The 24857-nt window shown below is 59.7% G+C and carries 25 protein-coding genes, 3 pseudogenes and 1 riboswitch; of the genes and pseudogenes, 14 read left to right on the plus strand and 14 right to left on the minus strand.

Annotated features, from left to right (window positions below; translation table 11 throughout):
• Positions 1-9: 9 nt before the first annotated feature.
• The gene (locus N2599_RS31755; RefSeq protein WP_037141473.1) at positions 10-720 is read right to left on the minus strand and encodes a GntR family transcriptional regulator; all 711 of its coding nucleotides are present in this window, start codon (positions 718-720) and stop codon (positions 10-12) included.
• A 252-nt stretch (positions 721-972) separates the two neighbouring features.
• Here N2599_RS31755 and N2599_RS38150 point away from each other — a divergent pair.
• From N2599_RS38150 to N2599_RS31775, 5 genes and pseudogenes are all read left to right on the plus strand, one after another.
• Positions 973-1145, plus strand: a pseudogene (locus tag N2599_RS38150) (IS5/IS1182 family transposase); the annotation flags it as partial.
• Between the two features lie 227 nt (positions 1146-1372).
• Positions 1373-1630: a type II toxin-antitoxin system VapB family antitoxin gene (locus N2599_RS31760; RefSeq protein ID WP_027509126.1), complete on the plus strand. Its 258-nt coding sequence runs from the start codon at positions 1373-1375 to the stop codon at positions 1628-1630.
• Complete coding sequence (locus N2599_RS31765; RefSeq protein ID WP_027509125.1) at positions 1630-2016, plus strand: type II toxin-antitoxin system VapC family toxin; 387 nt, start codon at positions 1630-1632, stop codon at positions 2014-2016. Before N2599_RS31760 ends, N2599_RS31765 begins: the two co-directional genes overlap by 1 nt.
• Entirely contained in the window at positions 2013-2201 is a 189-nt protein-coding gene (locus N2599_RS31770; protein ID WP_027509124.1) for a hypothetical protein, read from the plus strand. The genes N2599_RS31765 and N2599_RS31770 overlap by 4 nt, the downstream gene beginning before the upstream one ends.
• A complete protein-coding gene (locus N2599_RS31775; protein WP_375714143.1) occupies positions 2170-2562 on the plus strand; it encodes a DUF2218 domain-containing protein in 393 nt (130 codons plus the stop codon). Before N2599_RS31770 ends, N2599_RS31775 begins: the two co-directional genes overlap by 32 nt.
• Before the next feature lie 279 nt (positions 2563-2841).
• On the opposite strand, the gene N2599_RS31780 is transcribed toward N2599_RS31775, so the two are convergent.
• The 4 genes from N2599_RS31780 to N2599_RS31795 all read right to left on the minus strand — a co-directional run bounded on the left by N2599_RS31780 (position 2842) and on the right by N2599_RS31795 (position 7853).
• Positions 2842-4518 carry an ABC transporter permease gene (locus tag N2599_RS31780; RefSeq protein WP_027509123.1) on the minus strand — a complete coding sequence of 559 codons (1677 nt, stop codon included), beginning with the start codon at positions 4516-4518 and terminating at the stop codon, positions 2842-2844.
• Positions 4519-4561: 43 nt separating this feature from the next.
• Positions 4562-5578 (minus strand): Fe(3+) ABC transporter substrate-binding protein, encoded by a 1017-nt coding sequence (locus tag N2599_RS31785; protein WP_027509122.1) that lies wholly within the window; start codon positions 5576-5578, stop codon positions 4562-4564.
• A 97-nt stretch (positions 5579-5675) separates the two neighbouring features.
• On the minus strand, positions 5676-6767 hold the full coding sequence (locus tag N2599_RS31790) for an ABC transporter ATP-binding protein (protein WP_084606421.1): 1092 nt from the start codon (positions 6765-6767) through the stop codon (positions 5676-5678).
• A gap of 180 nt (positions 6768-6947) precedes the next feature.
• Positions 6948-7853: a LysR family transcriptional regulator gene (locus tag N2599_RS31795; protein ID WP_027509121.1), complete on the minus strand. Its 906-nt coding sequence runs from the start codon at positions 7851-7853 to the stop codon at positions 6948-6950.
• A 95-nt stretch (positions 7854-7948) separates the two neighbouring features.
• On the opposite strand from N2599_RS31795, the gene N2599_RS31800 reads away from it, so the two are divergent.
• From N2599_RS31800 to N2599_RS31815, 4 genes and pseudogenes are all read left to right on the plus strand, one after another.
• Positions 7949-8671, plus strand: coding sequence for an SDR family oxidoreductase (locus N2599_RS31800; protein WP_027509120.1), 723 nt, complete (start codon positions 7949-7951; stop codon positions 8669-8671).
• 164 nt (positions 8672-8835) lie between these two features.
• A pseudogene (locus tag N2599_RS37990) lies at positions 8836-8997 on the plus strand (Atu4866 domain-containing protein); the annotation flags it as partial.
• Positions 8998-9075: 78 nt separating this feature from the next.
• A complete protein-coding gene (locus N2599_RS31810) occupies positions 9076-10125 on the plus strand; it encodes an IS110 family RNA-guided transposase (RefSeq protein ID WP_027509119.1) in 1050 nt (349 codons plus the stop codon).
• Positions 10126-10404: 279 nt separating this feature from the next.
• A pseudogene (locus N2599_RS31815) lies at positions 10405-10497 on the plus strand (Atu4866 domain-containing protein); the annotation flags it as partial.
• 290 nt (positions 10498-10787) lie between these two features.
• On the opposite strand, the gene ribB reads toward N2599_RS31815, so the two are convergent.
• The 7 genes from ribB to N2599_RS31850 all read right to left on the minus strand — a co-directional run bounded on the left by ribB (position 10788) and on the right by N2599_RS31850 (position 17724).
• A complete protein-coding gene (gene ribB, locus N2599_RS31820) occupies positions 10788-11414 on the minus strand; it encodes a 3,4-dihydroxy-2-butanone-4-phosphate synthase (protein ID WP_037141387.1) in 627 nt (208 codons plus the stop codon).
• A 115-nt stretch (positions 11415-11529) separates the two neighbouring features.
• Positions 11530-11674: riboswitch (FMN riboswitch) on the minus strand.
• Positions 11675-11780: 106 nt separating this feature from the next.
• The gene (locus N2599_RS31825; protein ID WP_027509117.1) at positions 11781-12563 is read right to left on the minus strand and encodes a glucose 1-dehydrogenase; all 783 of its coding nucleotides are present in this window, start codon (positions 12561-12563) and stop codon (positions 11781-11783) included.
• Between the two features lie 76 nt (positions 12564-12639).
• A complete protein-coding gene (gene tpiA / locus N2599_RS31830; protein WP_027509116.1) occupies positions 12640-13377 on the minus strand; it encodes a triose-phosphate isomerase in 738 nt (245 codons plus the stop codon).
• 4 nt (positions 13378-13381) lie between these two features.
• A complete protein-coding gene (locus tag N2599_RS31835; protein WP_027509115.1) occupies positions 13382-14170 on the minus strand; it encodes an SDR family oxidoreductase in 789 nt (262 codons plus the stop codon).
• A 19-nt stretch (positions 14171-14189) separates the two neighbouring features.
• Complete coding sequence (locus tag N2599_RS31840) at positions 14190-15668, minus strand: sugar ABC transporter ATP-binding protein (RefSeq protein ID WP_027509114.1); 1479 nt, start codon at positions 15666-15668, stop codon at positions 14190-14192.
• 28 nt (positions 15669-15696) lie between these two features.
• Positions 15697-16626, minus strand: a complete 930-nt coding sequence (locus N2599_RS31845; RefSeq protein ID WP_027509113.1) for a sugar ABC transporter substrate-binding protein — start codon at positions 16624-16626, stop codon at positions 15697-15699.
• Positions 16627-16743: 117 nt separating this feature from the next.
• A complete protein-coding gene (locus tag N2599_RS31850; protein ID WP_027509112.1) occupies positions 16744-17724 on the minus strand; it encodes an ABC transporter permease in 981 nt (326 codons plus the stop codon).
• Between the two features lie 208 nt (positions 17725-17932).
• Between N2599_RS31850 and N2599_RS31855 the strand changes: the two genes are divergently transcribed.
• The 4 genes from N2599_RS31855 (at position 17933) to N2599_RS31870 (ending at position 22205) form a co-directional block, all read left to right on the plus strand.
• Complete coding sequence (locus N2599_RS31855) at positions 17933-18742, plus strand: transketolase (protein ID WP_027509111.1); 810 nt, start codon at positions 17933-17935, stop codon at positions 18740-18742.
• Positions 18742-19698: a transketolase family protein gene (locus N2599_RS31860; protein ID WP_027509110.1), complete on the plus strand. Its 957-nt coding sequence runs from the start codon at positions 18742-18744 to the stop codon at positions 19696-19698. Before N2599_RS31855 ends, N2599_RS31860 begins: the two co-directional genes overlap by 1 nt.
• A gap of 65 nt (positions 19699-19763) precedes the next feature.
• Positions 19764-21230 (plus strand): FGGY-family carbohydrate kinase, encoded by a 1467-nt coding sequence (locus tag N2599_RS31865; protein ID WP_027509109.1) that lies wholly within the window; start codon positions 19764-19766, stop codon positions 21228-21230.
• Positions 21231-21251: 21 nt separating this feature from the next.
• Entirely contained in the window at positions 21252-22205 is a 954-nt protein-coding gene (locus N2599_RS31870) for a sugar-binding transcriptional regulator (RefSeq protein ID WP_027509108.1), read from the plus strand.
• Positions 22206-22708: 503 nt separating this feature from the next.
• Here the strand turns inward: N2599_RS31870 and N2599_RS31875 are convergent.
• Together N2599_RS31875 and N2599_RS31880 are read right to left on the minus strand one after the other, a co-directional pair.
• A complete protein-coding gene (locus N2599_RS31875; RefSeq protein WP_037141384.1) occupies positions 22709-23707 on the minus strand; it encodes a L,D-transpeptidase family protein in 999 nt (332 codons plus the stop codon).
• Positions 23708-23919: 212 nt separating this feature from the next.
• Positions 23920-24297, minus strand: coding sequence for a helix-turn-helix domain-containing protein (locus N2599_RS31880; RefSeq protein ID WP_051336505.1), 378 nt, complete (start codon positions 24295-24297; stop codon positions 23920-23922).
• Between the two features lie 204 nt (positions 24298-24501).
• Here N2599_RS31880 and N2599_RS31885 point away from each other — a divergent pair, with 204 nt between their 5' ends.
• Entirely contained in the window at positions 24502-24654 is a 153-nt protein-coding gene (locus N2599_RS31885) for a hypothetical protein (protein WP_156915239.1), read from the plus strand.
• Positions 24655-24857: the final 203 nt, after the last annotated feature.

A 24857-nucleotide genomic window follows, 5' to 3' on the forward strand; every position in this document is an offset into this window, starting at 1 on the left:
CTTGGATGTTCAGGCAGGCAATTTGGAGCCCCTTGAGACGCGTTTCTTGGTGACGCGCGTGTTGACCTGTTCGATGTAGGTCCAGATTTTCGGATTCTTGGAGAGTTCAGTGATCTTGGATTCGAGCGATCCGAGATGGAGCTGAACCGCCTCGCGCGCCCGCTCGATATCGCCGGACTCGATGGCGGCCACGATATTCTCGTGCTCCTCGATCACCTTTTCAGTCCGGCGAACCGCAAATACGCGCTTCAGATGCCGCATCCGGTCCATCTCGCCCTTTGCTTGGTTGACGACGCTCCAGGCGCCGGGAAGGCGGGCCGCTGCAAAGATCGTGCGATGGAACTCCTCATCCAGCAGGAAGAAATCGGTGAACTGCTCGTCCTCGGCGGCGGCGCGCTGCTGGCCAAGGCAGGTCTTCAGGCGCGCAATATCCTCCAGCGAATGCCGCTTGGTGGCCTCGACAACAGCCCCCTCCTCCAGCTTGAAGCGGATGAAACAGGCTTCCATGTAGCGCTGCACATCGATCGGCGCGATGTAGGTGCCGCCCTGCGGCACGACGGTGACAAACCCTTCTTCTGCAAGCCGGATGATGGCTTCTCGAACGGGCGTCTTGCTCACATGAAGCAGTGCCGCGATCTCCTTTTCGGAAAGCGCGCGGCCCGGCAGCAGCTTTACCTCGACGATGAGCTTGCGCAACAGCGCGTGAATACGGTTGGTCATGTTCCCCCCGGCCGGCAAATCCTGCGGAGAGACCAGATCAGAAAGCGGCAAGGATGGAAATTCGACAGCGTTCGACATATCAATTCCATAACTGAGATATCAGATATCTAATTGACATATCTCGGGTCGTCAACACCCTCGATCTGCAAAGAGAAACAAAATGAGACGCGATCCTCCCCGCCCGAGTTCGAAGTCCACGGCGGCAAAGCCGAAGGAGGGCCAAGACGGCCTGCCCTCGGGCGGGTTTGAGGCACACCCGAATACGAGCGTTCCTGGCATCGCCGCAAAAAGGTCGATATGCATTTCGTCCAGCTCAAACGCATTCTCCGGATGGCTCGTTTGGGCTGCAAGGTGCGGCGCGCGAGACGAATTCCTGCTTGCTGCAACTGGGCCGGAACCTGAGGAGATTGGCGAAACTCAGACCATCAAGGCCGCCACTCGGCAATTCATCGCCGCATAAACGACTACGAAGACAGCGCTGCGAGAAAGCGCGGGACACACCGGATCATCCTCGTCCCAAAAACGCTGAGAGAGTCCTGAAAACGAGCAATCTGCCGAGTTTTTCAACGAAATCCTTGCCTTATCGGAGGTTTTGACGGCGAGAGATTTTCGAGGTAGAAATGCGTTAAAAGGTAGAATGTCGGAGATGGTCATGTCCCTGAACATCAAAAATCCCGCCACAGTCGCTCTCGTTGACGAGCTGGCGCGGCGGCAAGGTATCAGCAAGACCGCAGCTATTCATCAGGCTTTGACCGAACGCTTGCATCGCATGGGATACGGCGGTGTGGCGCAGGAGCGTCTGCTCACCGAGATGCAGGCGATTCGAGGACGACTGGCGCGATTGCCCGAACTCGACAGTCGCAGCGATGAAGAGATCATCGGCTATGATGAGCACGGAATTCCGAACTGATGGTGATTGACACTTCCGCCATCGTTGCGGTTCTGCGCAGCGAACCTGAGGCCGCAGCGCTCGAGAGGAAAGTCGTCGCCAACCCTATTCGCTTGGTCCCTGCGACATGTGTCCTTGAGGCGCGCATGGTGTTGGTCAGCCGGCGCGGCGAACACGCACTGGCCGAGATCGATCTGTGGCTTGCCAGAATCGAGGCCGACATCGTGCCGGTCGACGCCGATCTGGTGGATCTGGCAACGCAGGCCTGGCTGGCCTACGGCAAGGGCCGCCATCCGGCGGGGTTGAATTTTCCCGATTGTTTCTCATACGCTCTGGCAAAGCGCGCAGACGAACCGCTGCTCTTCATCGGCAAGGACTTTTCTCAAACCGATATCGAGGCCGCATGACGACGGCAGACGACGATAGTTCCCCCAAAGATCTTCCTGACATCCTCCCCTCTTCCGGAGGGAGATGGCAGATTACCGGCCATCTCGAACATCTCGCCGATCGGGCCCGCGTTTATGTCGAGCCGGCCAGTTCCATCAACAACCGCAAGGCCTATGCCAGCGAATGGAAGCATTTCGACGCCTGATGTCGGCGCTCCAACCTCTGCTTTCCCCCCGGATCCGCAGACCATAGGGCCTTACATCGCCTGCCTGCGCATCGGGTACGGGTACCTTATCCAGCTGTGCAAGCATTTCGCGCATAAGGTCGAGGTCACCTATTCGGGCACCCATGGCGAATGCCGCTTCGACCGCGGCGTGGCCACGCTCGATGCGGATGCGGGTGGTTTGCGCATGGCGGTGAAGGCCGAAGGCGAGGAGAGCCTTGCGTGGGGGCCAATCGGTTATCGAATCGCATCTCATCCGCTTCGAAGGCCTCGATTGGCAGCGGCAGGACGAGGCCACCTGACGGTTCTCGTCCTCAGGCTAGTGAGGTATGCCAAATGCTGAAATGTCTTTTCCTTGCTGGTGCCGTCGCTCTGATCGCTGTGGCGGTCGGGTCATCTGGGGTGGCGAGCGGTAGGCAGGTTTCCACCTTCCGCAACTCACGATGAGCATCTGACTGCCGTTGCGGCGTGGAGGCAGGCGGAAGCGCGCCACCGAGGCGCTTGGGCCGCTCCTGGCGGGGTCGATCAGGGCGCTCGATTCAAGCTGCAGGGGGCCGGTCATGGTCGATGTTGTCAAATCGGCGTCGCAACAACCATTGCCGCTAGAACTCACCGCTTCCCATCAGGATTTCCACCGCCCGATTCGCGCAAGAATGATAACCGGCAAGGTGCCGACGAGAACAATGGCAAGCGCAGCAATCGACGCTTCCTCATAGGTTCCGCGCGCCGCCTCGCCATAGAGATGCGTCGCCAATGTCTCGAAATTGAGCGGCCTCAAGAGGAGCGTGGCTGGCAGCTCCTTCATGCAGTCGACGAACACGAGCAAGCCTGCGGCGACGAGCGAAGGTTTCGAAAGCGGCAAATGAATAAGTCGGAACGTCCCTGTCACATTCTCGCCGAGGCTGCGCGCGGCGTGATCGAACGAGCGCGGAATGCGGCTGAAGCCCGCCTCGATCGAACCGACCGCAATCGCCAGGAAGCGCGCGACATAGGCATAGCCGAGCGCGGCCCCGGACCCGATCAGTAGCAGACCGGTTGACGTGCCCAGCCATTCGAGCGCAGTTTTATCGATCATCCGGTCGAGCGCAGCGACCGGTACCAATATTCCGATGGCCAACACCGTCCCAGGCATCGCATAGCCGACCGTGGAAATCCGCTGCAATGCCGCCGTGATGTGACCGGGAAGCGAACGTGCCGCATAAGCGGTGACCAGGCCGAAGAGCAGGATGGCGAGCGTCGCCATCGCCGACAGGATCACGGTGTTGAGCGTTTCCGACAGAAGCCGGGACGAGAGCCCGGTGAAGCGGAAGCGCTTCCACGCCTCGATGGCAAGATAGCTCGCCGGGACGATGAACCCGATGAACACCGGCAAGAAACCGAGCGCAAACGCGGCCAGGCCGGAAGCGGTCCCGAGACGATGCGGCGTGAAGCTCCGCGCCTTTTGAGCGCTCGACCAATAGCGCTGGCGACGGCGCGCCCAGCGCTCGATCGTGACGAGCGCTATCACCAATGACAGCATGACGAGCGCGATCTGCGCCGCGCCCGGCAGGTCGGACCGCGTCACCCATGTCGTGTAGATCGATACGGTCAGCGTCTTCACCCCGAGGAACTCCGAGGCACCGATATCGTTCAGCGCCTCCATCAAGGCCAAGCTGACGCCGACGGCGATCGCCGGCCGCGCCAGCGGCAACGCGACCCGCCAGAAGACACGGCCTTTTCCGCTTCCGAGCGTGCGCGAAACCTCGACCAGATTGGCCGACTGGGTGAGAAACATCGCGCGTGTCGTGAGGTAGACGTAAGGATAGAGCACGAAGCCGAGCAGCAAGATGCAGCCGGCCATCGAGCGGATATCGGGAAGGCGGAAGTCGCGGGGGCTCGCATAGCCGAGCACCGCTCTGATTGCGCCCTGAACCCAACCGATCGGATGGAGAAGGTCGAGATAGGCGTAGGCGATGATATAGGTCGGCACGGCAAGCGGGAGGAGCAACGCCCATTCGAGCAGCCTGCGTCCGGGGAAATCATAGGCTGTGACGAGCCAAGCCGTCGAAGTGCCAAGAAGCGTGACGAGGACCCCGACGCCGACGAGCAGCATTCCGGTCTGCAGGAAGGCTTGCGGCAGCACATAGGCGAAAAGATGCGGCCAGAGTCCGCTTGATCCCTGAAGCGCCTGCCAGAGAAGGGCGAGGACCGGAGTGGCCACCAGGGCGGCGATGAAGACGGACGCACACAGCCACCGCCGCCCGGAACGATACCGGGCAGCCTTCAGTGTGGAGGAAGGTTGCAGATTGAGATGCGACATCGGCAGATTACCAGGCACGGCGCTGCCGAGCCCGGTTCGTCCATCAGTTGTCGAAGCCGACCTTTTCGGCCAGCTCGCTTGCCTGCTTGCGATGCTTGACGATTTCCGTCATCTGCACGGGATCGACCTTGAGCTCGCCAAACGAGGCGATGATCGGATCGATTGCCGCGCCGGCCTTGACCGGATACTCGTAGTTCGCCTCCGCATAGAGCTTCTGGGCCTCGTCCGAAACGAGGTATTCCAAGAGCTTCACCGCCTCATCTTTGTTCGGCGCGTGCTTTGCGACGGCCGCGCCACTGATGTTTACCTGCGTGCCACCGTCCTCGAAGGTCGGCAGGATGACCTTGATCGCGCTACCCCAGGCGACCTGCTCCTCGCCGCCCTTGCCGGAGCGCATCAGGCCAACGTAATAGGAATTGGCGATGCCGATGTCGCAAAGGCCGCCGAGGATGTCCTTGGCCACATCGCGGTCGCCGCCGCCCGCCTTGCGGGAGAGATTGCCTTTGACGGCGGCAAGCCATGCTTCCGTCGCCTCGGCGCCATGATGCGCGATGTAATCGGCGAAGAGGGCCGTGTTGTAGGGATGCTGACCGGAGCGGATGCAGATCTTGCCCTTCCATTTCGGATCAGCCAGGTTCTCGTAATTGAAGCTGGCGAGATCGAGGTCCTTGGCGGCGTAGAGCACACGGGCGCGCATCGAGAGGGCAAACCAGTTGTTGGCCGGGTCGCGCAGGTTTTCCGGCACGGCGGCTTTCAGAGCGTCCGATTCGACTGGCTGCGTCAGGCCCTTTTCGGCCAGGTCGGCGAGATTGCCGACATCGACCGTCATGAGGATGTCCGCAGGAGAGCTCTCCCCTTCCGAGGCCACGCGCTCGGCAAGGCCGTCCTTCAGGAAGACCGTATTGACCTTGACGCCGCTCGAGGCGGTGAAGGCGTCAAGCAGCGGCTGGATCAATCCGGGCTCGCGCGTCGTGTAAATGTTCAGTTCGGCCGCCATGGCACCGGCGCCACTGGCGAGAGCGAAAACGCCACCCAGCAGGGCATGCCGCAATACGGAAATGTTCTTCAAGATGCGGTCCTCCATCAAATTGTTCTGGTCTGGCCGACGTACTGACAGCCAGCAAATTGCTCGAACATATATGATCGAAACGGTCAAGTTATTTCTCGAAAGCAGCCGTTTCGGCTCGCTCCGCAGCAAAGACCAGGACGCCTTTTGGATCGACGCTCAATGAAATCCACTCGCCCGGCCGTACATCGGCGCGGCCTGTTGTGCGCAGGCGCAGGAGGTCAGGAACGCCTTCGACCCTGAGCGACAGTTGCTCGATCTCGCCAAGGAACGAGCAACCCACGACAAGGCCGGCAACCCCTTCGCCTCCAGGCGAGAGGAAGAGGGCCTGCGGACGAATGCAGGCAAATGCCTTAGCGCCCTCCGGCAGATCGAGCCGGGCCGGAAAGGTGCCCAGCGCTGTTTCGATCCGGCCCTGGCGGTATGTCCCGTTTATCCTGTTGCAGGGGCCGAGGAATTCGGCGGCGTAGAGCGACCGGGGATAATCGTAGATATCGTATCCAGTCCCGATCTGCACGATGACCCCTTCCTTCATCAACACGACCCGGTCTCCCACCGAAAGCGCCTCCTCTGGGTCGTGCGTGACGAGAATCGCCGTCGTCCCCAAGGCCCTCAATGTCGCGATGGTCTCCTCGCGCACCCGCTCCCGCAGGCCACGGTCAAGATTCGAGAAGGGCTCGTCCATGAGGAGGATCAACGGTTTCGGGGCAAGGGCGCGCGCGAGGGCGACGCGCTGCTGCTCGCCGCCCGACAACGTGTGCGGATAGCGGCCGGAAAGCGCCGAGATGCCGATGCGATGTATCACCTCGACCGCGCGGGCACGTGCCTCATGCCGCTGCAGCTTTTTCAGGCCGAACGTCACATTCTCCTCGACCGTCAAATGCGGGAACAGGGCGTAGTCCTGGAACATGAAACCGATTTTACGGTCCTCGGGTTCGACGAACCCGTTCGCGCCCGCGATCACCGCGCCGTTCAGCAGAATTTCGCCGCTGTCTGCCTTGTCCACCCCGGCGATTATGCGCAGGAGCGAGGACTTGCCGCAACCGGACTGGCCGACGAGACAGACAATTTCGCCAGGCGCGAGCGCGAACGAAACGTCATTCAGCGCCTGCGTCTCGCCAAAACGCCGGCTGACATGCGCCAGCACAAGCATTCCACTGACCCCCTGGATAGATCCGTGCATTTCCAATCCTTCAGTCATTGTGAGCATCACGTCCATACTGTTCCAGATGGCTCCATCGTGAAACAGAAATCTTCCAACTTCCCCATGCCGCGCAAAAGGACCGATAGCCCTGATGACCCATGAAGTCCTTGAGGGCGTAGAGCGACGTCCAGCGCCCTCGACGGCGCATCCGACGCCCGATCATCCTCCTAACCGTGCCTTCTGCCATTGCCGCACATGGTCGATCAACGCACGCAGCTTCGGCGCCATGTTGCGGCGTTGTGGAAAGTAGAGGAAGAAACCTGGAAAGGGCGGCAGGAACTCTTCCAGCAGCGGCACGAGCGAGCCGTCTTCAAAATGCGGCTGCAGGCAGTCCTCGGGGGCGAAGGTGATACCGGCTCCCGCCAGGGCAAGGCGGAGCATCAAGCGAAGGTCGTTCGTCGTGATTTGCGGCTCCACCGCGACGTCGAACGGGCGACCGCCTTCGACGAATTCCCAGCGGTGAGGCGCAATCTCCGGCGAGAGCCGCCAGCCAATGCAACGATGTCCGACGAGCTCGCCTGGATGTGCGGGCGCACCGCGCTCGGCGAGATAAGCGGGCGCTGCGGCGGCGCGCTCCCGCTGCTCGCCGCTCACGGGCACGGCAATCATATCCTTCTCAATCACCTCGCCCAGCCTGACTCCAGCATCGAACCCATGGGCGACGATATCGAATTCCTCATCGGTTACCGTCACATCGACGGTCACATGGGGACAGCGCGCGACGAAGCTCGCCAGCAATGGACCGGAGAGGAAAGGCTCGGCGATCGAAGTTGCTGTCAATCGGAGATGGCCGCGCGGCTCATCCGCCGTCCCGGTCGCATCCAGCGCACTTCCTATGTCGGTCAACGGCCCTTCCAGTGAGCTAACCAACCGCGCGCCTGCTTCAGTCAATTGCACCGACCGCGTGGTGCGCACCACGAGTGCAGTACCGAGATGATCCTCAAGCCGTCGGATCGCCTGACTGACGGCGGAACGGGTTACGCCCATCCGATCGGCTGCCGCACGAAAGTTCCGCTCTTTCGAGACTGCAAGGAAGAGGGGCAGAAGATTCAGGTCCATTTTCATTGTCCAGTATCGCTAACCAACCAGTACAGCAATTGACATCTACAAACGACGGAAAAGTCGCTCCATCTTGCCGATGACGAAACAAGGAGCCGGACATGGACAAGGTTATTCTGATCACGGGGGCATCCAGCGGAATCGGGGAAGGCATCGCGCGAGCTTTGGGAGTGGCGGGTGCCAAACTCCTTCTGGGCGCCCGCCGCACGAATCGGCTGCAGGCCATCGCCGACGACATCCGCGCGACGGGCAGCACCGTCGAAACCCGCCCTCTCGACGTTACCGATCGCACGTCGGTTGAGGCCTTTGCCGGTGCTGCCCTGGAGACTTGGGGGCGCATCGACGTGCTGGTGAACAATGCCGGCATCATGCCACTGTCGCCACTCGTCGCCGGCCACTACAAAGAATGGGACCGCATGATCGAAGTGAATATCAAAGGTGTTCTGTGGAGCATTGGGGCGGTTTTGCCGCACATGCATGCTCGCGGCGCTGGACAGATCATCAACATCGCGTCGATCGGGGCGTTGTCCGTCGAGCCTACCGCAGCGGTCTACTCGGCAACAAAATTTGCGGTCCGCGCAATCTCGGAGGGCCTGCGAAAGGAACACCCCGAACTCCAGATTACGTGTATCAATCCCGGCGTGGTCGAAAGCGAACTGGCCAACACCATCACCCATGCCGAGACCATAGCATTCATGGACGAATACCGCGCCAACGCCTTGCAGCCAGCCGAAGTCGGTCGCGTGGTGCGCCATGTGATCGAGACCCCGGCCAGCGTCGGCGTGAACGAGATCACCGTGCGGCCTCAGGGCCAAATCGGATGATCAAGGGTCAGGCCCCGGCCCTGAACGCTTATCGGAGTCTGGCGCGGCGAAGGCACGCGTACCGAGTGTTCGGCAAGAACTGGCTCGCTCTCACTGTGTTGGCAATTCTTTCCGCCCCGGCGAACGCCTCCGATGCAGGCAGCAATAGGCATGAAATAAAGGATGAACACAGGATGACAGATCATCCCTACGTCGGCATGTGGACGACCAGCGACAATAGGGTTCGGCACAATCTGCTGCCGAGCGGACGTTACGACGAAGCGCGCGGAAATCGCGAAAGCGCCTATGAAGGTCGCTACGAGATCCGGGGCAATCACATCGAGTATTGTTGAAGTGGACGGCTCCCAACGGCATCGAATGTGCCAGAATGAGTTCGTTGAAAGCTCAATCGAGGGAGACCGTCCGTGGAACAGATTATCCGAATTGGAATGGATACGTCAAAGAACGTTTTCCAATTGCATGGCGTGAATGCCAACGAGCAGCCTGTGCTTCGCAAGAAGCTATCCCGCAGGGAAATGGTGAAGTTCTTCGAGAAGACGCCGCCGACCACTGTTGCGCTTGAGGCGTGCGGCGGTTCGCATCACTGGGCGAGATTGCTAAGCTCGTTCGGGCACGAGGTGAAGCTGATCGCGCCGCAACTGGCAAAACCTTACGTCAAGCGCGGCAAGAACGATGCGGCGGATGCAGAAGCATTGTGCGAGGCGATGAGCCGGCCGACCATGCGCTTCGTGCCGGTGAAGACTGCCGATCAGCAGGCAGCCTTGATGCTGGTCGGAGTGAGGGAAAGGTTGATCCGCAATCGCACCCAGCTTGCCAATACTATCCGCGGCTTTGCGATGGAATTCGGTGTCACCGCCGCCAGGGGCATATGCCGGATCGAACCGTTGCTGGAGCGGATCGCCACCGATCAGTCTATGCCGGAACTGGCACGCGAGCTCTTTGCCATGCAGGGTGAGGAATATCGCGAGCTGCTTGCCGAGATCAAAATCGTCGATGAACAGCTGATGGCCCTGCATCGCGCTGATGAATGCAGCAAACGGCTGGCGGAAATCCCCGGCGTCGGACCGATCGGCGCTTCGCTTCTGATGTTGAAAACCCCGGACCCGACGATGTTTAAATCCGGACGTGATTTTGCCGCCTGGATCGGCCTGACGCCAAAAGATCATTCGACGGCCGGCAAAGTCAGGCTCGGTGTGATCACCCGCGCCGGCGACGAGATGTTGCGAAGTGTGCTGGTGGCGGGTGCAACCGCTGTTCTTCAGCCTATTCGCACAGGTCGGAGTAAAAATGCTTCTCCCTGGCTCCTTGAGCTCCTCAAACGCAAGAAGCCAAAACTGGTCGCGGTGGCACTGGCCAACAAGATCGCCCGGATCGCCTGGAAGCTGATGGTCAGCGGGGAAGCGTACCGGAGACAACCCCAAGATATCCCGCAGGCCGCAGGACTGGCGGCATAACAGATCAGCCCATCACGGTGAGCAGAGAATGACCGCTACTGTGCTGAGCTGATGCGTGAACTTGCAAGAAGGAAGCAGATGGTGTGATCGATCGATCCAAGACGCGTGATGCTCCGTTTGTCCCACTGGCCGTTAAAGGTCGAAGTATTGTTTGGAACTCGCGTCGCGGAAACCATCTTGGCCAGTGGTCATGTGCGGCCACACCCAAAGGCCGCACATATGGAAGCAAGCGATCCGATCAAAATTATCTGCAGAAAACACTTGCAAGTGGGAGCCGTCCACATATGGGACGACACCGGCTTCACGGCCGACGGAACCTTCGTCGACCGAAACACCCTTCACCATGGCGGAATGATTCTGCGGCGCCGCTGAAGACCTGAATAAGCTGAGACAACGAACAGCGCCGACTTTCCCTGTGAATAGCTCGCCGTTCGAAGCGCGACGGAAAACGTCCATCGCGCGCGCTCGGGTACGAGAGTGCGTTCAGCACAGCACCTTCTTCAGGCGCGTGATGGGATGCTCGCCGAAGTCAGACCGGTCAATGCTCGGTTTTGATTTCCACTAAGAACTGACCCGGCCTTGCGGAATATTTCCATCGAGAATTGACCCATGTTTGAACTTTGCCCCCGCACATGAAAGCAGGCGCCACGAGCGCTTAGGAACTAGGCAGCCTTAACGGACACGCTCGCTGCCCTGAAGGCTATGAGGTCTTCAATCGTGATCAGATGAAGACCATGCTGTTCGGCAAAGCGTTCGAGCTCCGGCAGACGTGCCATCGTGCCATCGTCGTTGGCCACCTCGCAAATCACGCCGGACGGGGATAGACCGGCAAGCTTGGCGAGGTCCACCGCTGCTTCGGTGTGGCCAGGGCGGGAAAGGACGCCGTTCGCATGGGCTCGAAGCGGAAAGATATGACCTGGCCGGGCAAAATCGTCGGGGCGAGAACCTTCCCTGACGAGTGCTCGAACGGTCGCGGCCCTGTCGGCGGCGGATATCCCAGTCGTCGTTTCGGGAATGTAGTCCACGGAGACGGTGAAGGCGGTCTTCAGCACCTCGGTGTTGCGTGGCACCATCAAAGGAATATCAAGCTCATCAAGCCTCTCGCCTTCCATCGCAACGCAGACGAGGCCACGAGCTTGATTCATCATGAACGCGATTGCTTGCGGAGTTACGGCTTCCGAAGCGATCACGAGGTCGCCTTCGTTTTCCCGGTCACGGTCATCGACAACAACGACGATCTCGCCCCGCGCAATTGCGGCGATCGCATCGTCGATTTTGGAAATTGCCATCTTCTTGCCTTTCAAGGGTTAGCCGCTGTGAGCGGCGTGCATGGCCTGTCAGAGCCACCATTTTCCCTTGGGCGAACAAGCATACGAAACGCCGCTCTTGAGGCGGCGTCCGCTGCATTGCTCTCTTCCATCCGGACTGTAACCGTCGGCTCCGGCATCTCACCGGATCTGCTGACCCTCCGTATCCACGAAGGCGCTCGCGGGCTCCGAGTTGCCTCGATACCGCCGGTGGGGAATTGCACCCCGCCCTGAGAACGCATGCAACATAGAGGATCGATGCCTTGTTGTGCAAGAGGTCGCCGGCCGCCGACCGAGCGAAAATCCGGTTTTCCCAGTGAACGCACCGTTCCTTATTGTCGAATAAAGCTAGGACATGATCAGGCCGCCATCGACGTTGATCGTCTGGCCGGTGATGTAGGCAGCATCGTCGCTGGCGAGGAAAGTGACGAGACCGGCGACGTCCTCACCTGATCCGGCCCGTTTCATCGGAATGCCTTCGACCCATTGCTTCATGAGTTCCCCAGGGCCATAGTTCCCAAGGAGCTTCCCCCACGCCTGATCGTTATAAGCCCACATATCGGTTTCGATGATGCCCGGGCAGAAGGCGTTGACGGTGATGTTTTCGGTCGCGACTTCCTTGGCAAGGCTTTGGGTGATCCCGACAACGCCCATCTTTGAAGCGGCGTAGTGTGGCGTGTAGATGAAACCGTCGCGCGCTTGGCCGGAGGCGGTGTTGATGATACGGCCACCTCGTCCATGCTTGCGCATGCGCAGAATTGCTTCCTGCGCGCACAAGAAGACGCCCTTGGTGTTAACGGCCATGACCTTGTCCCACTCACCTTCCGTCATGTCTTCGATGCGGGCGATTGTGATGACGCCGGCGTTCTGGATCGACACGTCCACAACGCCGTAAGCGTTCTCTGCTGCGTCGTAGAGAGCCTTCACGCTGGCTTTGTCGGTGACGTCTCCGACGAAGGAGATAGCATTGCCAGCATCGGTTTTGATCTGCTCGGCGACTGCATGGACCGACTCTTCGTTGGCGGAGACGACGAGATTGGCGCCTTCTTTTGCGAAGCGCTTGGCGATCGCAGCGCCGATGCCGCGGCTGCCTCCGGTGATGACCACGGTTTTGTTCTCAAAGCGTTTCATTCTTTCTTCCTTCCACGTGCCAGACGATCTCGGGCGTCGACCGCAGAGCCGGCGACCCCCTTGCGTCATGCCGCCATCAAGCGGCTGCAGAAATGATCTCGGCGAACTCTGCCGCCTTCAGCGATGCGCCTCCGACCAAGGCTCCATCCACATTTGCCGCGCGGAAGATGGCGGCTGCATTCGAAGCCTTCACCGAACCACCGTAAAGGATCCTCACGAGGCGCCCATCATCGCCCAGTCGCTCTTCAAGCATCTGTCTTATCGAGGAATGCACTTCCTCGATCTCCTCAATGGTCGGAACCAAGCCGGTTCCAATGGCCCAGACCGGTTCATATGCGATCGCCATGTTCGAGCTGGCGGCGCTCGCGGGCATTGAGCCTCGCAGCTGTCCACCCACGACATCGATCGCCTTTCCATCATCGCGTTCATCGCGGGTCTCGCCGATGCAAATGATCGTGGTCAGTCCGGCCTTGTGAGCCGCGACGGCCTTGCTGGCGACTATCGCATCTGTTTCGTTGTGGGACGCGCGGCGTTCGGAATGGCCGAGAATTACGAAGCGTGCCCCCGCGTCGACGAGCATGCCCGCGGAGATGTCTCCGGTGCGGGCGCCGGACGCCTCGGGGTGGCAGTCCTGAGCGCCGACGATAACGGTCGAATCCTTCGAGCGCTTCGCGGCGTTCTCGATCAGCGTGAAGGGCGGGCAGACGACGATGTCGCACGCCGCCTTGCCCGTGAGCCCCTTCAGCGCCTCGATCTCAGCCAGGGAGGAAGCGAGACCGTTCATTTTCCAGTTGCCGGCAATCAACTTTCGCATCGCATCACCAGCAGCAGAAACCGCCGTCGACAAGCAGATCGACGCCGGTTACGAAGCTTGCCGCATTCGACAGCAGGAACACCGCCGGACCGACCATTTCGTCGACCGTTGCCATGCGCTGCATTGGCGTCTGCTCTTCGAAGAGCTTGGTCTGATGAACCATCTCCGGACGCGTGTTCATGGGCGTTGCCGTGTATCCGGGCGAGATCGTGTTGACACGGATGCCGCGACCGACCCATTCCATCGCCATGGACTTAGACATGTGGATCACGCCGGCCTTGGAGGCGTTATAGTGCGCCTGGCTCAGTCCCCGGTTTACGATCACGCCGGACATGGAAGCGATGTTGACGATGGACCCGCCTCCGTTCTTCAACATGGCGCGCGCCTCGGCCTGACAAGAAAGGAAGACGCCTTTCAGGTTGATGTCCATCAACGTCTGGTACTGATCCTCTTCCATCTCTTCCGCGGGATTGGCGTTGGCGATACCGGCGGCGTTGACGGCAAGCGTCAGTGCGCCGAGTGCGGCCTCGGTGCGGGCTACCGCCTCGCCGAGGGACGACTTGCTCGTGACATCAGCTGCGATCTGGATAGCGCGGCGGCCGGCGCCCTGAATGTGTCTAGCCGTGTTGGCCAATCCGTCGTCAGTCCGGCGGTCAAGCAGCGCGACGTCAGCGCCGCACTGCGCGAGACCTATGGCGATGCGCTGCCCAATCCCGCTTCCAGCTCCGGTCACGATGGCAACCTGGCCGCTGAGATCGAAAAGCTTCGGGGCGTTCAGAGTGATGTCGGACACCGCTCTTCCTTTCTTCTGTTTAGATTGTAGCTAGCTCCATGACCGAGACGTCGTTTGCCTCGTCACGATCGAGAATGCCTGCCTGCTTGCCCTGGGCAAGCACGAGGATGCGGTTTGAGACGCCGAGAACTTCCTCGAGGTCAGAGCTTACGACGATGACCGCCACGCCCTGTTTTGCGAGATTGACGATGATGTCGTAGATGCCCGCCCGGGCGCCGACGTCGATGCCTCTGGTGGGTTCGTCGAGTACAACGACCTTCGGATCGCGCATGAGCCACTTCGCGATGACTACCTTCTGCTGATTGCCGCCGGACAGGTCTGAAGCATACTGCTCGGCACGACCCTTTACGCCGAACTTGACAACCGCCCTCTCCGCGAACGAACGCTTGACGCGCGGCGTAATCCAACCCCCACCCAGCTTGTCAAGGTTGGCGTAGATAATGTTCTCGCCGATCCGGTGCCCGACGACCAGACCCTGATCCTTGCGGTCTTCCGGAACCATTACGATTCCCTTGGCGATCGCGTCAGCAGGATCGCGTAGCCTGAGTTCTTCGCCTTCCAGCTTGATCGAGCCTGCACTGATCGGATCCGCTCCCGAAATCGCACGGACAAGTTCCGTGCGTCCGGCGCCGACTAGTCCGGCAATTCCAAGGATTTCGCCTGCCTTCACGTCGAAGGTGACGTCGCGGAACGAATTGTCCGGAGAACTCAGCCCGAACACCTGAAGTACCGGGCGCTCAGTCGGAACAGGCAGAGCCGGGAACAGGCGGTCGAGCGAGCGTCCGACCATGCTCTCGACAATCGTTCGCACGGGCGTCGCGCTGTCGGCGAATTCCTGCACACGCTCCCCGTCCCGAAGCACGACGATCCGGTCAGTGATCTGCTTAATCTCCTCCATGCGGTGGGAGATGTAGATGATGCCAACGCCTTCCGACCGAAGCTTCCGAACCTGTTCGAAGAGAGCTTCCGTCTCCGCGCCACCGAGGGCCGCGGTCGGCTCGTCAAGGATTAGGAGCTTTGCATTGAGAGCCAGCGCTTTCGCGATCTCGATGAGCTGTTGATTTGCGGTCGAAAGGCCGGCGACCCTCCGCGTTGCCGGTATGTGAAGGTTCAGGCGCGCGAGCTGCTCCTGAGCGCGGCGGACCATCTGGGCGCGGTCGACAATGCCGTTCGTCATGGGCCAGCGTCCGATGAAGACGTTCTCTGCGATGGAGAGCTGCGGCAGGAGTTGCAGTTCCTGGTGGATCAGGACGACGCCGTTGTCGATCGCCTCCCTTGGGGTGGCCGGGGCATAAGTCTGCCCCAGCCATGTCATGGATCCTTCGGATGGCGTGCGTGACCCGGCGATGATGCCGGAGAGCGTTGACTTGCCCGCTCCATTCTCACCAAGAAGTGCAACCACTTCGCCCGGATAGACGTCCAAGCTGACATTCTTCAGAACCTGGAGCGGTCCATATCGCTTCGATATGCCCCTCAGGGAAAGAACCGGATCAGTCACGGCGCACCTCCTCAAGATCTCGACTTTGTTACGGATGGCTCGCGATGAAGCCTGTGACGTTTTCCTTGGTCGTCAGCGTGGCGTCCATGAGCTGCACCGGAGGTATCTTCTCTCCGGCGACGAGCTTGGCGGCATTTTCCACCGCATCGCGGCCCATCTTCTGCGTCTGCTGCGTCGCAGTCACGTCGAAGACACCCTTGCTCAGCGCTTCGAGGGCTGCTGTGTCACCGTCGAAACCCCCAACCACGATCTTCTGGGAGGGATTGGCGACCTTGATTGCCTGCGCGGCGCCAAGCGCCAACGCGTCGGCCTGTGCGAACACGATCGAGACGTCGGGATTTGCCTGCAGCATGTTCTGCATGATCTGGAATCCTTCGTCTTGGCTCCAGATGTTCGAGTACTGCTCGGCGACAACCGTCACGTCCGGATTGGCCTTAAGGGATTCAGCGCATCCCTTGGAGCGGTCGACTTCGGGCGTCGTGCCCTTCTGACCATGGATGATGACCATTTTGCCCTTGCCGCCGGCTTGCTTCAGAATGTAGTCGCAGACGGCCTTGGCAGACGCGACGGAATCCGTGGCAAGGAAAGTGTCGCCTGGCGCGCCGTCAGCATTGCGGTCGACGTTCACCACCGGGACGCCGGCGTTCTTGGCAAGCTTGACCGGAACAGTCGCGGCGGCCGCCCCCGCCGGAATGTAGATCAGTGCGTCGATGTTCTGCGTCAGAAGGTCCTGGATCTGGTTCACCTGCGTCGGTCCGTCGCCCTTCGCGTCGACGGTGACGACTTCTATGCCACGCTTCTTGGCTTCGTCCTCGACAGACTGCTTGATCTGATTGAAGAAGTTTGCCTGAAGGTTAGCAACGGCCAGGCCGAGCTTCTTCAGCTCCGCCGCGTGTACGGGGCCGAGCGTGAGACCAAGCAGTGCGGCAGACGCGAGCATGGTGCGCGCAATTTTCATTGTATTTCCTCCGTTGTTTGATGGGACCCTCGGGTAATACCTCCCCCTCGGGGTATTGATCCGCCCCAACCCTTCGGGGCGGAATTCGTGGCGTCCGCCAACTCGGCGGGCCGCTCGTCAGGCGCGACGCCGACGAATTGTCTCCGCGCCCACCGCAAGTACGATGACGATGCCGATGATCACCTGCTGAAGGAACGGCGAGACATTAAGAAGGTTGAGCCCGTTACGAAGGACACCGATGATAAGAACACCGATCAGCGTCCCCCCAATACCGCCGGCGCCGCCGGAGAGCGAAGTCCCACCAATGACGACCGCAGCGATCGTGTCCAACTCATAGCCAAAACCACTGGACGGCTGGACCGAGTCCAGGCGAGCCGCGAGCACGATGCCTGCTAGTCCTGCGAGGACTGCACTCACCACATAGACACCGATCGTCACGAGCTGGACGTTGATACCCGCCAGACGCGCTACCTCCGGATTTCCACCCACCGCGTAGAGCATGCGACCTTCGGAACGGAAGTGCAGGAAAAGCCAAGCTGCAAGGACTACGGCAAGCATCAGGAAGACGGTAGCCGTCAGCACGCCGAAATGACGATCGATTGCGAGCATCATGAACCAGTCAGGGAATCCCACGATCTGTTGACCGTCTGTGATCATGTTTGCGACGCCGCGAGCTGCAGACATCATGGCCAGAGTGGCGATGAACGCCGGAACGCTGAACTGCGTCACCAGCAGGCCCACGATCAGCCCCGAAACGGCCGATGCGAGCAGTCCGAAAGCGATCCCGACGGGAAGCGGAAGACCGGCGATGTTGGCGGTCCAGCCCATGACCATCATCGCAAGGGCAAGTACCGAACCGACCGATAGGTCAATGCCGCCAATCAGAATGACGAAGGTCATCCCGACCGCCATGATACCGAGGACGGTGATCTGATCGAGGATATTGAGACCGTTTCTGACCGAAAGAAACGCGTCCGTGCTGAAGCTCAGAAAGACGCACAGCACGAGCAGCCCCACGAGCGGACCGGTGGCGCCTTTGAGCTTGCTCAGCCAGGTGCCGGACGAAAGTCTCTGTTCATTGATGTCGAGCGCCACCATCATTCCTCCCTGGGTCTCGTCGTCAGTAGATATTTGTGCAGGCAAGAATAATTATTCACACATGCCAGAAAATGAATTAACAAGTTGCCTTCTGGCTGTCAACAGGATTTGTCCGCCCCCTGCTGGCGGTATGTTTTGCGCAAGGGCTTGACTAAACCTCGTCTTGTGCAAAAATATTGCCTAGTGAATATTTATGCACGAGGAATCCATGGATATCATAGAACTTGAGCGCGTCGCTCGCGAGATCCGATTGCGTGACCTTCAGGCAGTCTTCGAAGCAGGTGCCGGCCATATCGGCGGAGAGATGTCGGTCATCGACATCTTGACGGCCCTTTATTTCCGCGTGCTGAACGTTTGGCCCGATCAGGCGAAGCACCCCGATCGGGACAGATTCGTTCTTTCCAAGGGGCATACGGCGTGCGCCCTGTACGTGACCCTGGCAAAGCGCGGCTTCATTCCGGAAGAGGAGATTTCCACCTTTCTGCAGCCGCACTCGAGACTGAACGGGCATCCCAACTGCAACAAGGTTCCAGGCGTCGAAACGAATACCGGTCCGCTCGGCCACGGTCTGCCAGTCGCTGTCGGCATGGCCAAGGCCGCCAAGCTCTCCGGAGCGAAGTATCAAACTTACGTCATCACCGGAGACGGCGAGATGCAGGAGGGTTCCAACTGGGAGGCTCTCATGGCGGCTGCCCAGTTTGGCCTCGACAATCTAACGCTGATCGTCGATCACAATCGCTTCCAGCAGGGCGCGTCCCTGGCTGATACGAACAACGTTGCGCCGCTGCGGCCGAAGCTTGAGGCGTTCGGCTGGGATGTGACCGAAATCAATGGCAACAGCATGGATGAAATCGTGCCTGCGTTGGAATATCGAGGCTCCCGTCCGCATGGCATCGTCGCCCACACCAACAAGGGCCATGGCATCTCATTCATGCAGGACCGTGTCGACTGGCATCATAAGGTGCCAAGCAAGGAACAGTATGACATCGCAGTAGCAGAACTTTCGGAGGCACTGTAATGAACGCGCCGGCAAACACACCCAAATTTTACGACTGCCGCGATGCGTTCGCGGCGACCCTCGAGGCGCTCGCAGTGACCGATGACCGGATCGTCGCGGTGTGCAACGATTCTGTCGGTTCATCGAAGCTCGGCGGCTTTAAGTCGAAGTTTCCAGACCGGCTCGTCAACGTCGGCATTGCTGAACAGAACATGGTCGGCGTCAGCGCGGGACTCGCAAACGGCGGACGGCTGCCGTTTGTTTGCGCCGCCGCGCCTTTCTTGACAGGCCGCTCGCTTGAACAGATCAAGGCGGATATCTCTTACTCGAATGCGAATGTTAAGCTCGTTGGAATTTCCTCCGGAATGGCATATGGCGAGCTCGGTCCGACCCACCATTCGATCGAAGACTTCGCCTGGACGCGAGTCCTGCCGAACCTTCCGGTGATTGCTCCTTGCGATCGGATCGAGACTGCCGCTGCGGTGCAATGGGCGGCCTCCTACGACGGCCCCTGCTTCCTTCGCCTGTCACGCGTGGGTGTGCCTGACCTTCTGCCGGAAGGTCACAAGTTCGAGCTTGGCAAGGCAAACCTCCTGCGCGATGGTTCCGATGTCACGCTCATTGCGAATGGCACATTGACTCACCGTATGCTGAAAGCCGCGGAAATTCTCGCAGAACGCGGCATCCAGGCAAGAGTCCTCAACCTCGCGACTGTTCGCCCTATCGATGAGGATGCCATCATTGCCGCTGCTGAGGAAACTGGAGCGATCGTGACAGCAGAAGAGCATTCGATTTTCGGCGGGCTTGGCTCGGCAGTTGCCGAGGTAGTGGTCGACAACGCTCCCGTCCCGATGAAGCGCCTGGGCGTTCCGGGCGTCTATGCTCCGACCGGTTCGGCGGAGTTCCTTCTCGATGAGTTCGGCATGGCTCCATCGGCAATCGCGGACGCCGCCCAGATGCTCATCAAGCGCAAATAACCTGGGTCGCACGTGATCAAGCCGGGACGCTCCGCCGCCTGGCCTTTTAGTTTGTGGAGGATAGGATGCTCGCTATTCTGGCGATCGATCAGGGCACGACCAATTCTAAGGCAGTTCTAGTTTCCGAAAAGGGAGAAGTCCTCGCTAGAGGCTCCGCGGCTGTCGGTATTTCGCATCCGAAGCCCGGCTGGGTCGAACAAGAACCAAACCGTCTCTACACCTCGGTTTGCGAGGCAATCGAAGTCTGCCTGGAAGCGGTCCCGGACGTGACCATTGCTGCTGTGGCAATTTCCAATCAGCGCGAGTCGGTTACCGTTTGGGATGCTGAGACCGGAAAAGCACTGGGACCCGTCCTAAGTTGGCAATGCAGGCGGACGGCGCCTGATTGCGAGCGTCTCCTCGCCGAGGGTCATCTTGATCGTGTGCAGACGCTCACCGGGCTTCCGCTGGATCCCATGTTTCCTGGCTCTAAGTTCCGGTGGCTGCTCGATCGGGTGCCAAGCGGCCGATCAGTTCGGCTGGGGACGATCGACAGTTGGCTGGTGCACTGCCTAACGGGTGGGCGCAGGCACGTCTGCGATGCCTCGAACGCCGCCAGGAGCCAGTTGTTCGACCTCCAGGAGCAGACATGGAGCAAGGAGCTCGGCGAAATTTTCGGCGTCGATACCGAACTCCTCCCGGAGGTGCTCGACAGCTCTGCCGATTTCGGGAGCACGCAGGGGCTGCCGGGCGTGCCGGACGGAACGCCCATCAGGGCGGCAATCGGGGACAGCCATGCGGCCCTGTTCGGTCACGGAGCGTTCAAACCTGGCGATGGAAAGGTAACCTTTGGAACGGGCTCTTCCGTGATGACGACGCTTCCAGGCTTCATCGCCCCGCGAAACGGTATCACGACCACCGTCGCTTGGCGCGTTGGCGGAACGCCGACGTTCGCATTTGAAGGCAACATCCTCGTGTCGGCAGCCAGCCTGCCGTGGATGACCAGCATCCTGGGACTTGCGGACGTCGCTGCATTCGTCGATCTCGCAGCAACCGCGGAACCGGGTGGACCGGGATTCGTGCCAGCCTTCGTCGGCTTGGGGGCACCATATTGGAATTCCGACGCGCGTGCTCTCTTCTCTCAGATCAATTTCAGTACGACGCGCGCGCAGATGGCGCGCTCGGTGACAGACTCGATTGCGTTCCAGGTCCACGACGTGATCGCGGCCATGCGCGCACAGAGCGGCGGCGAACTCGGCGCCCTCTATGTCGATGGTGGACCAAGCCAGAACCTCTTCCTGATGCAGTGCGTGTCGAATCTTATCGAACACGCCGTCATCCAGTGCGAGGCGCCCGAGGCGTCGGCTCTGGGAGCCGCATATTTGGCAGGGCTGTCACTTGGCCTGTGGAGCGATCTGGGGGTCATCGCAGGACTGCCCCGAAGCACGCAGATCATTAATCCAGAACCGGTGGACCGAGCAGCGCTCCTGAATACCTGGAATGATGCTCTCGCCCGCTCGACGTTGCGCCAAACACCGGCTAAAGGTGAATAAAAATTCACACCGGGATCAGCTATGTCTCGCCTAAACGAACTCCGCCTCATTTCAAGAGTCGCCCAGATGTATCACATTGAGGGAAGGCGACAGGCGGAGATAGCGCAGCATCTTCGCCTGTCGCAGGCCACAGTTTCCCGAATGCTGAAGCGTGCCGAGGCAGAAGATATCGTCCGGACGAGCGTCATCCCTCCTGTCGGAACCTATAGCGAACTCGAGGGCGCGCTCCGAGATAAGTACGACCTGCCCGAGGCAGTTGTGGTGGAGTGTACGGAAGATCGCGACGGCGCCATCATGGCCCGGATCGGAGAAGCGGCAGCTCATCTCTTGGAGGTCACGCTCGCGCCCGGCGAGATCATCGGAGTTTCGAGTTGGAGTCAAACTATCTTCAAGATGGTCGAAAACATCCACCCTCAGAAGAGCGCGCAGGCGAAATACGTCGTTCAGACGCTCGGCGGCATGGGCGATCCATCAGTGCAAACGCACGCGACCCAACTTACTACACGGCTTGCGCGGCTGACCGGTGCGGAGCCTAAACTTCTTCCTGTGCAAGGTGTGACCACCTCGCGAGAGGCCAAGCTCCTCATGCAGTCCGATCCATTTGTCCGAGAGACGATGGACTTGTTTGGCAGCATCACACTTGCGATCGTCGGCGTCGGCGCGGTCGAACCCTCCGAGCTCCTCGCACGGTCGGGGAACATCTTTTCGTCGCGGGAGCTTGCTGATCTCGCGGATGCAGGTGCCGTCGGCGACATCTCGCTCCGATTCTTTGATATGAACGGCAAAGCGGTGAAGACGCCTCTGGATGAGCGTGTTATCGGTATCCCTCTTGAGGATCTTGCGCGGGTGGATCGTGTCATTGCCTTGGCGGGCGGCTCGAAAAAGGCGGCCGCTATTGCCGGCGCGCTACGACTTCGCGTCATAGACACGCTGGTGACCGACAAGTTCACCGCTCAGCGATTGCTCGAGCCGTAGTATCGCTCAATGTACTGATGGCGCGATCCCGTGATATCGAGGCGGAAAGTTCAGTCAGTCGACACCGTAATAAGCCCAGCGAAAATAACTCGCTTTTTACTCTCATGCTCGGAACGTTTGTCGCCGGCGCGTTTCTTGCCCGTGTTTTTCCGCTCTCTCAAGCCTCATATTTATGACAGCCTTGGACGGGCGGACAGGACGTTCGCGTTCCTTGCCAGGAAATAGTGGCCGTCGATATCCTTCCCTCTCGCGTCTTGGTTCTCCCTTGAGTGGAGAGCCAGAATATATAGGCACAGGTTCGTTGCCTGTGCCCCTATATGTTTCGGTACCGCGTTTGCGCCCCCCGTGTGAAGAAGATTGAGCTCGACAGGACACAGGGCCGGATCGTGATGTGAAGATTCGTGCACTCACCAATGGTTGCTTCCATCCGTTGGTTGGAATCCCTGGGAGAACGCGCTGAGGAGAGCGGATTTTCCGCCGTGCCGAACGAATTGGCATCCACTTCACTTAGGAGCGGCCGGACTCCGACTGACGAAGTCCACCAAGACTCCCGGCTTGACCATTCCGGCCAGCTCTTCGGCGTCCCAGTTCGTCAGACGTACGCAACCGTGCGATCCAACCTTGTCGATGAGCTTCGGTTCAGGCGTCCCGTGTATTCCATAAGTAGGCTCAGTGAGGTCAATCCAGACGCTGCCGACCGGACCGTTCGGCCCCTTTGGTATCGTCAAAACCTTGTTATTCTTCCCCTGCCTGAAATTAAGCCCCGGGTCGTACCTGTAGACCGGCATCCTCGCGACGCCTTTCACCTTGTGCTTGCCCGACGGGGCCGGATTGTCTTTGCTTCCAATCGTCGCGGGATAGACTGTAAGCAGCGATCCGTTCTCGGCATAGGCCAGGACCTGCCCTGTCGTCTTGCTGGCCTCGATTCTCGCGACTGTTCCTTCTTTCGCAGGGCCGGGCGTCACGACCCAGACCGCGTCGCCAGGAATGAACCGCGAAGCGGGATTGAGGGCTTTCATAAGGTCAACGTCCATGTGGAACCGCTCGGAAAGCTTCTCCTCAACGCTCGTGTAGCCGAGCCTGTGCATCTTTGCCTTCTCGTCGTAATCTTCAGGGATCCTGTCGACGAGACCCGTGGCATCCTCTGGCGAGACGACGTAGCTCTCGACGATGGGCGTATTGCCTTCCAAGCGGGAGACCACCTCCGGGTCCGTCTTCCCATCGACAGGAAGACTGTTCATCGCCTCGAACGCGGCCACAGCTTTGCGGACATTCTCGCCGTAGAAGCCGTCGATCACACCTGGAGACGAGCCCGCGCGATCGAGAAGGACCTGAAGACGGACAACCGCTGGATCTGGATCGGCAGGCGCTTTTGTCGACCGCTCTGCGACGATGGAAGCGATCGAAGCGGCATTAATGGCTTCGCGCCGGAGTTCTTGCGCGGCAACACCATCAACGGTGAAGACCAGAGCGAGCAGCGACATCGGCAGGGCTGTTTTCATGGACAACAAATGGCCGGTATCGGGAACTTGTTCCACAACCCGCGGGGCCCAAACTGTCCCTTTTCATTGCGGCGGGCATAGCGTTCGTTGGTCCTCCCTGCGCATGATGAAAATATTCATACGCATTCAGGGCCAAACGTCTTGCTTTTGCAGGTTTCCCAGAGTTTTGGCTGATCTTTAGCCGTTCCTGCTGCGATACAACAGGATTTCCCTTAAGGCGTCATTTCGCCCCTATCGGAACCGACGCCTTCCCGCGACGCAAGCGATTTTACCAAACTCACGATCTTTTGCCGTATGCGGGCGTTTTTTACAGCAAGAAATGCACGATTGAGTGCGAGCCCCTCGGCGGTGGAAACAAATCCTGTTAGATCGTCTATGCCGTTCACTAGGCCTGACTTTGCAGTCTCGGGCGCTCCCGGAATTGCTTCGAAAAAGAACGAGACAGGCACATTGAGACAGTCGGCAATGCCCTGAAGCCGGCTCGCTCCCACCCGATTGCTGCCTTTTTCGTATTTCTGCACCTGCTGAAACGTGACATTGACCTTTTCAGCAAGCGCTGATTGGCTCATGCCACGGGCAAGTCGGTGCATTCGGATTCGCTGGCCGACCTCCACATCGATTGCATTCGGCTGCTTCACATTCACGGCTTTATTCACGTTCGTCCCTTTCGCCTTGCGGACTTAGATTGAGAATCCGCTGGCCTAAAAATGCTTTTGCCGACTAATCCAATCAAGTTAGCTCTTCAGAGCAATAGGTTACCCCTATCATAGTATACCAGCCCATGCGCCTAGCCCTTGGGCCTGCCATTAGCGTGCTGCGGCGACGGCAACAACTTCGGCGCTCAGCGCCTCCAGCTCGGTGAGCACGACATCCTCATCGGACTTCAGCTCGGTCTCGTCGAGCTCGACAAGCAGATCGCCCGCCGTGAACCCTGGAGCCGTTGCTGACTGAAACCGACGTCGTCTTGCCGTCCTCGATCGACTGGGTGACTTTCACCGGCCGGTCGGCTTGATCTTCCCCGGGGCGGTCGCGACGTCGAACACGCCGAGATGGCTCCAGAGCAGCCGACGACAACTGCAATAAACCACATGGAGCGACGCGGATCGGCGACGCAGCAGATCACGCCGGCAAATGTCATCCAGTATCTGCT

It is taken from the genome of Rhizobium sullae (assembly GCF_025200715.1).
GTDB classification, from domain to species: Bacteria; Pseudomonadota; Alphaproteobacteria; order Rhizobiales; family Rhizobiaceae; genus Rhizobium; species Rhizobium sullae.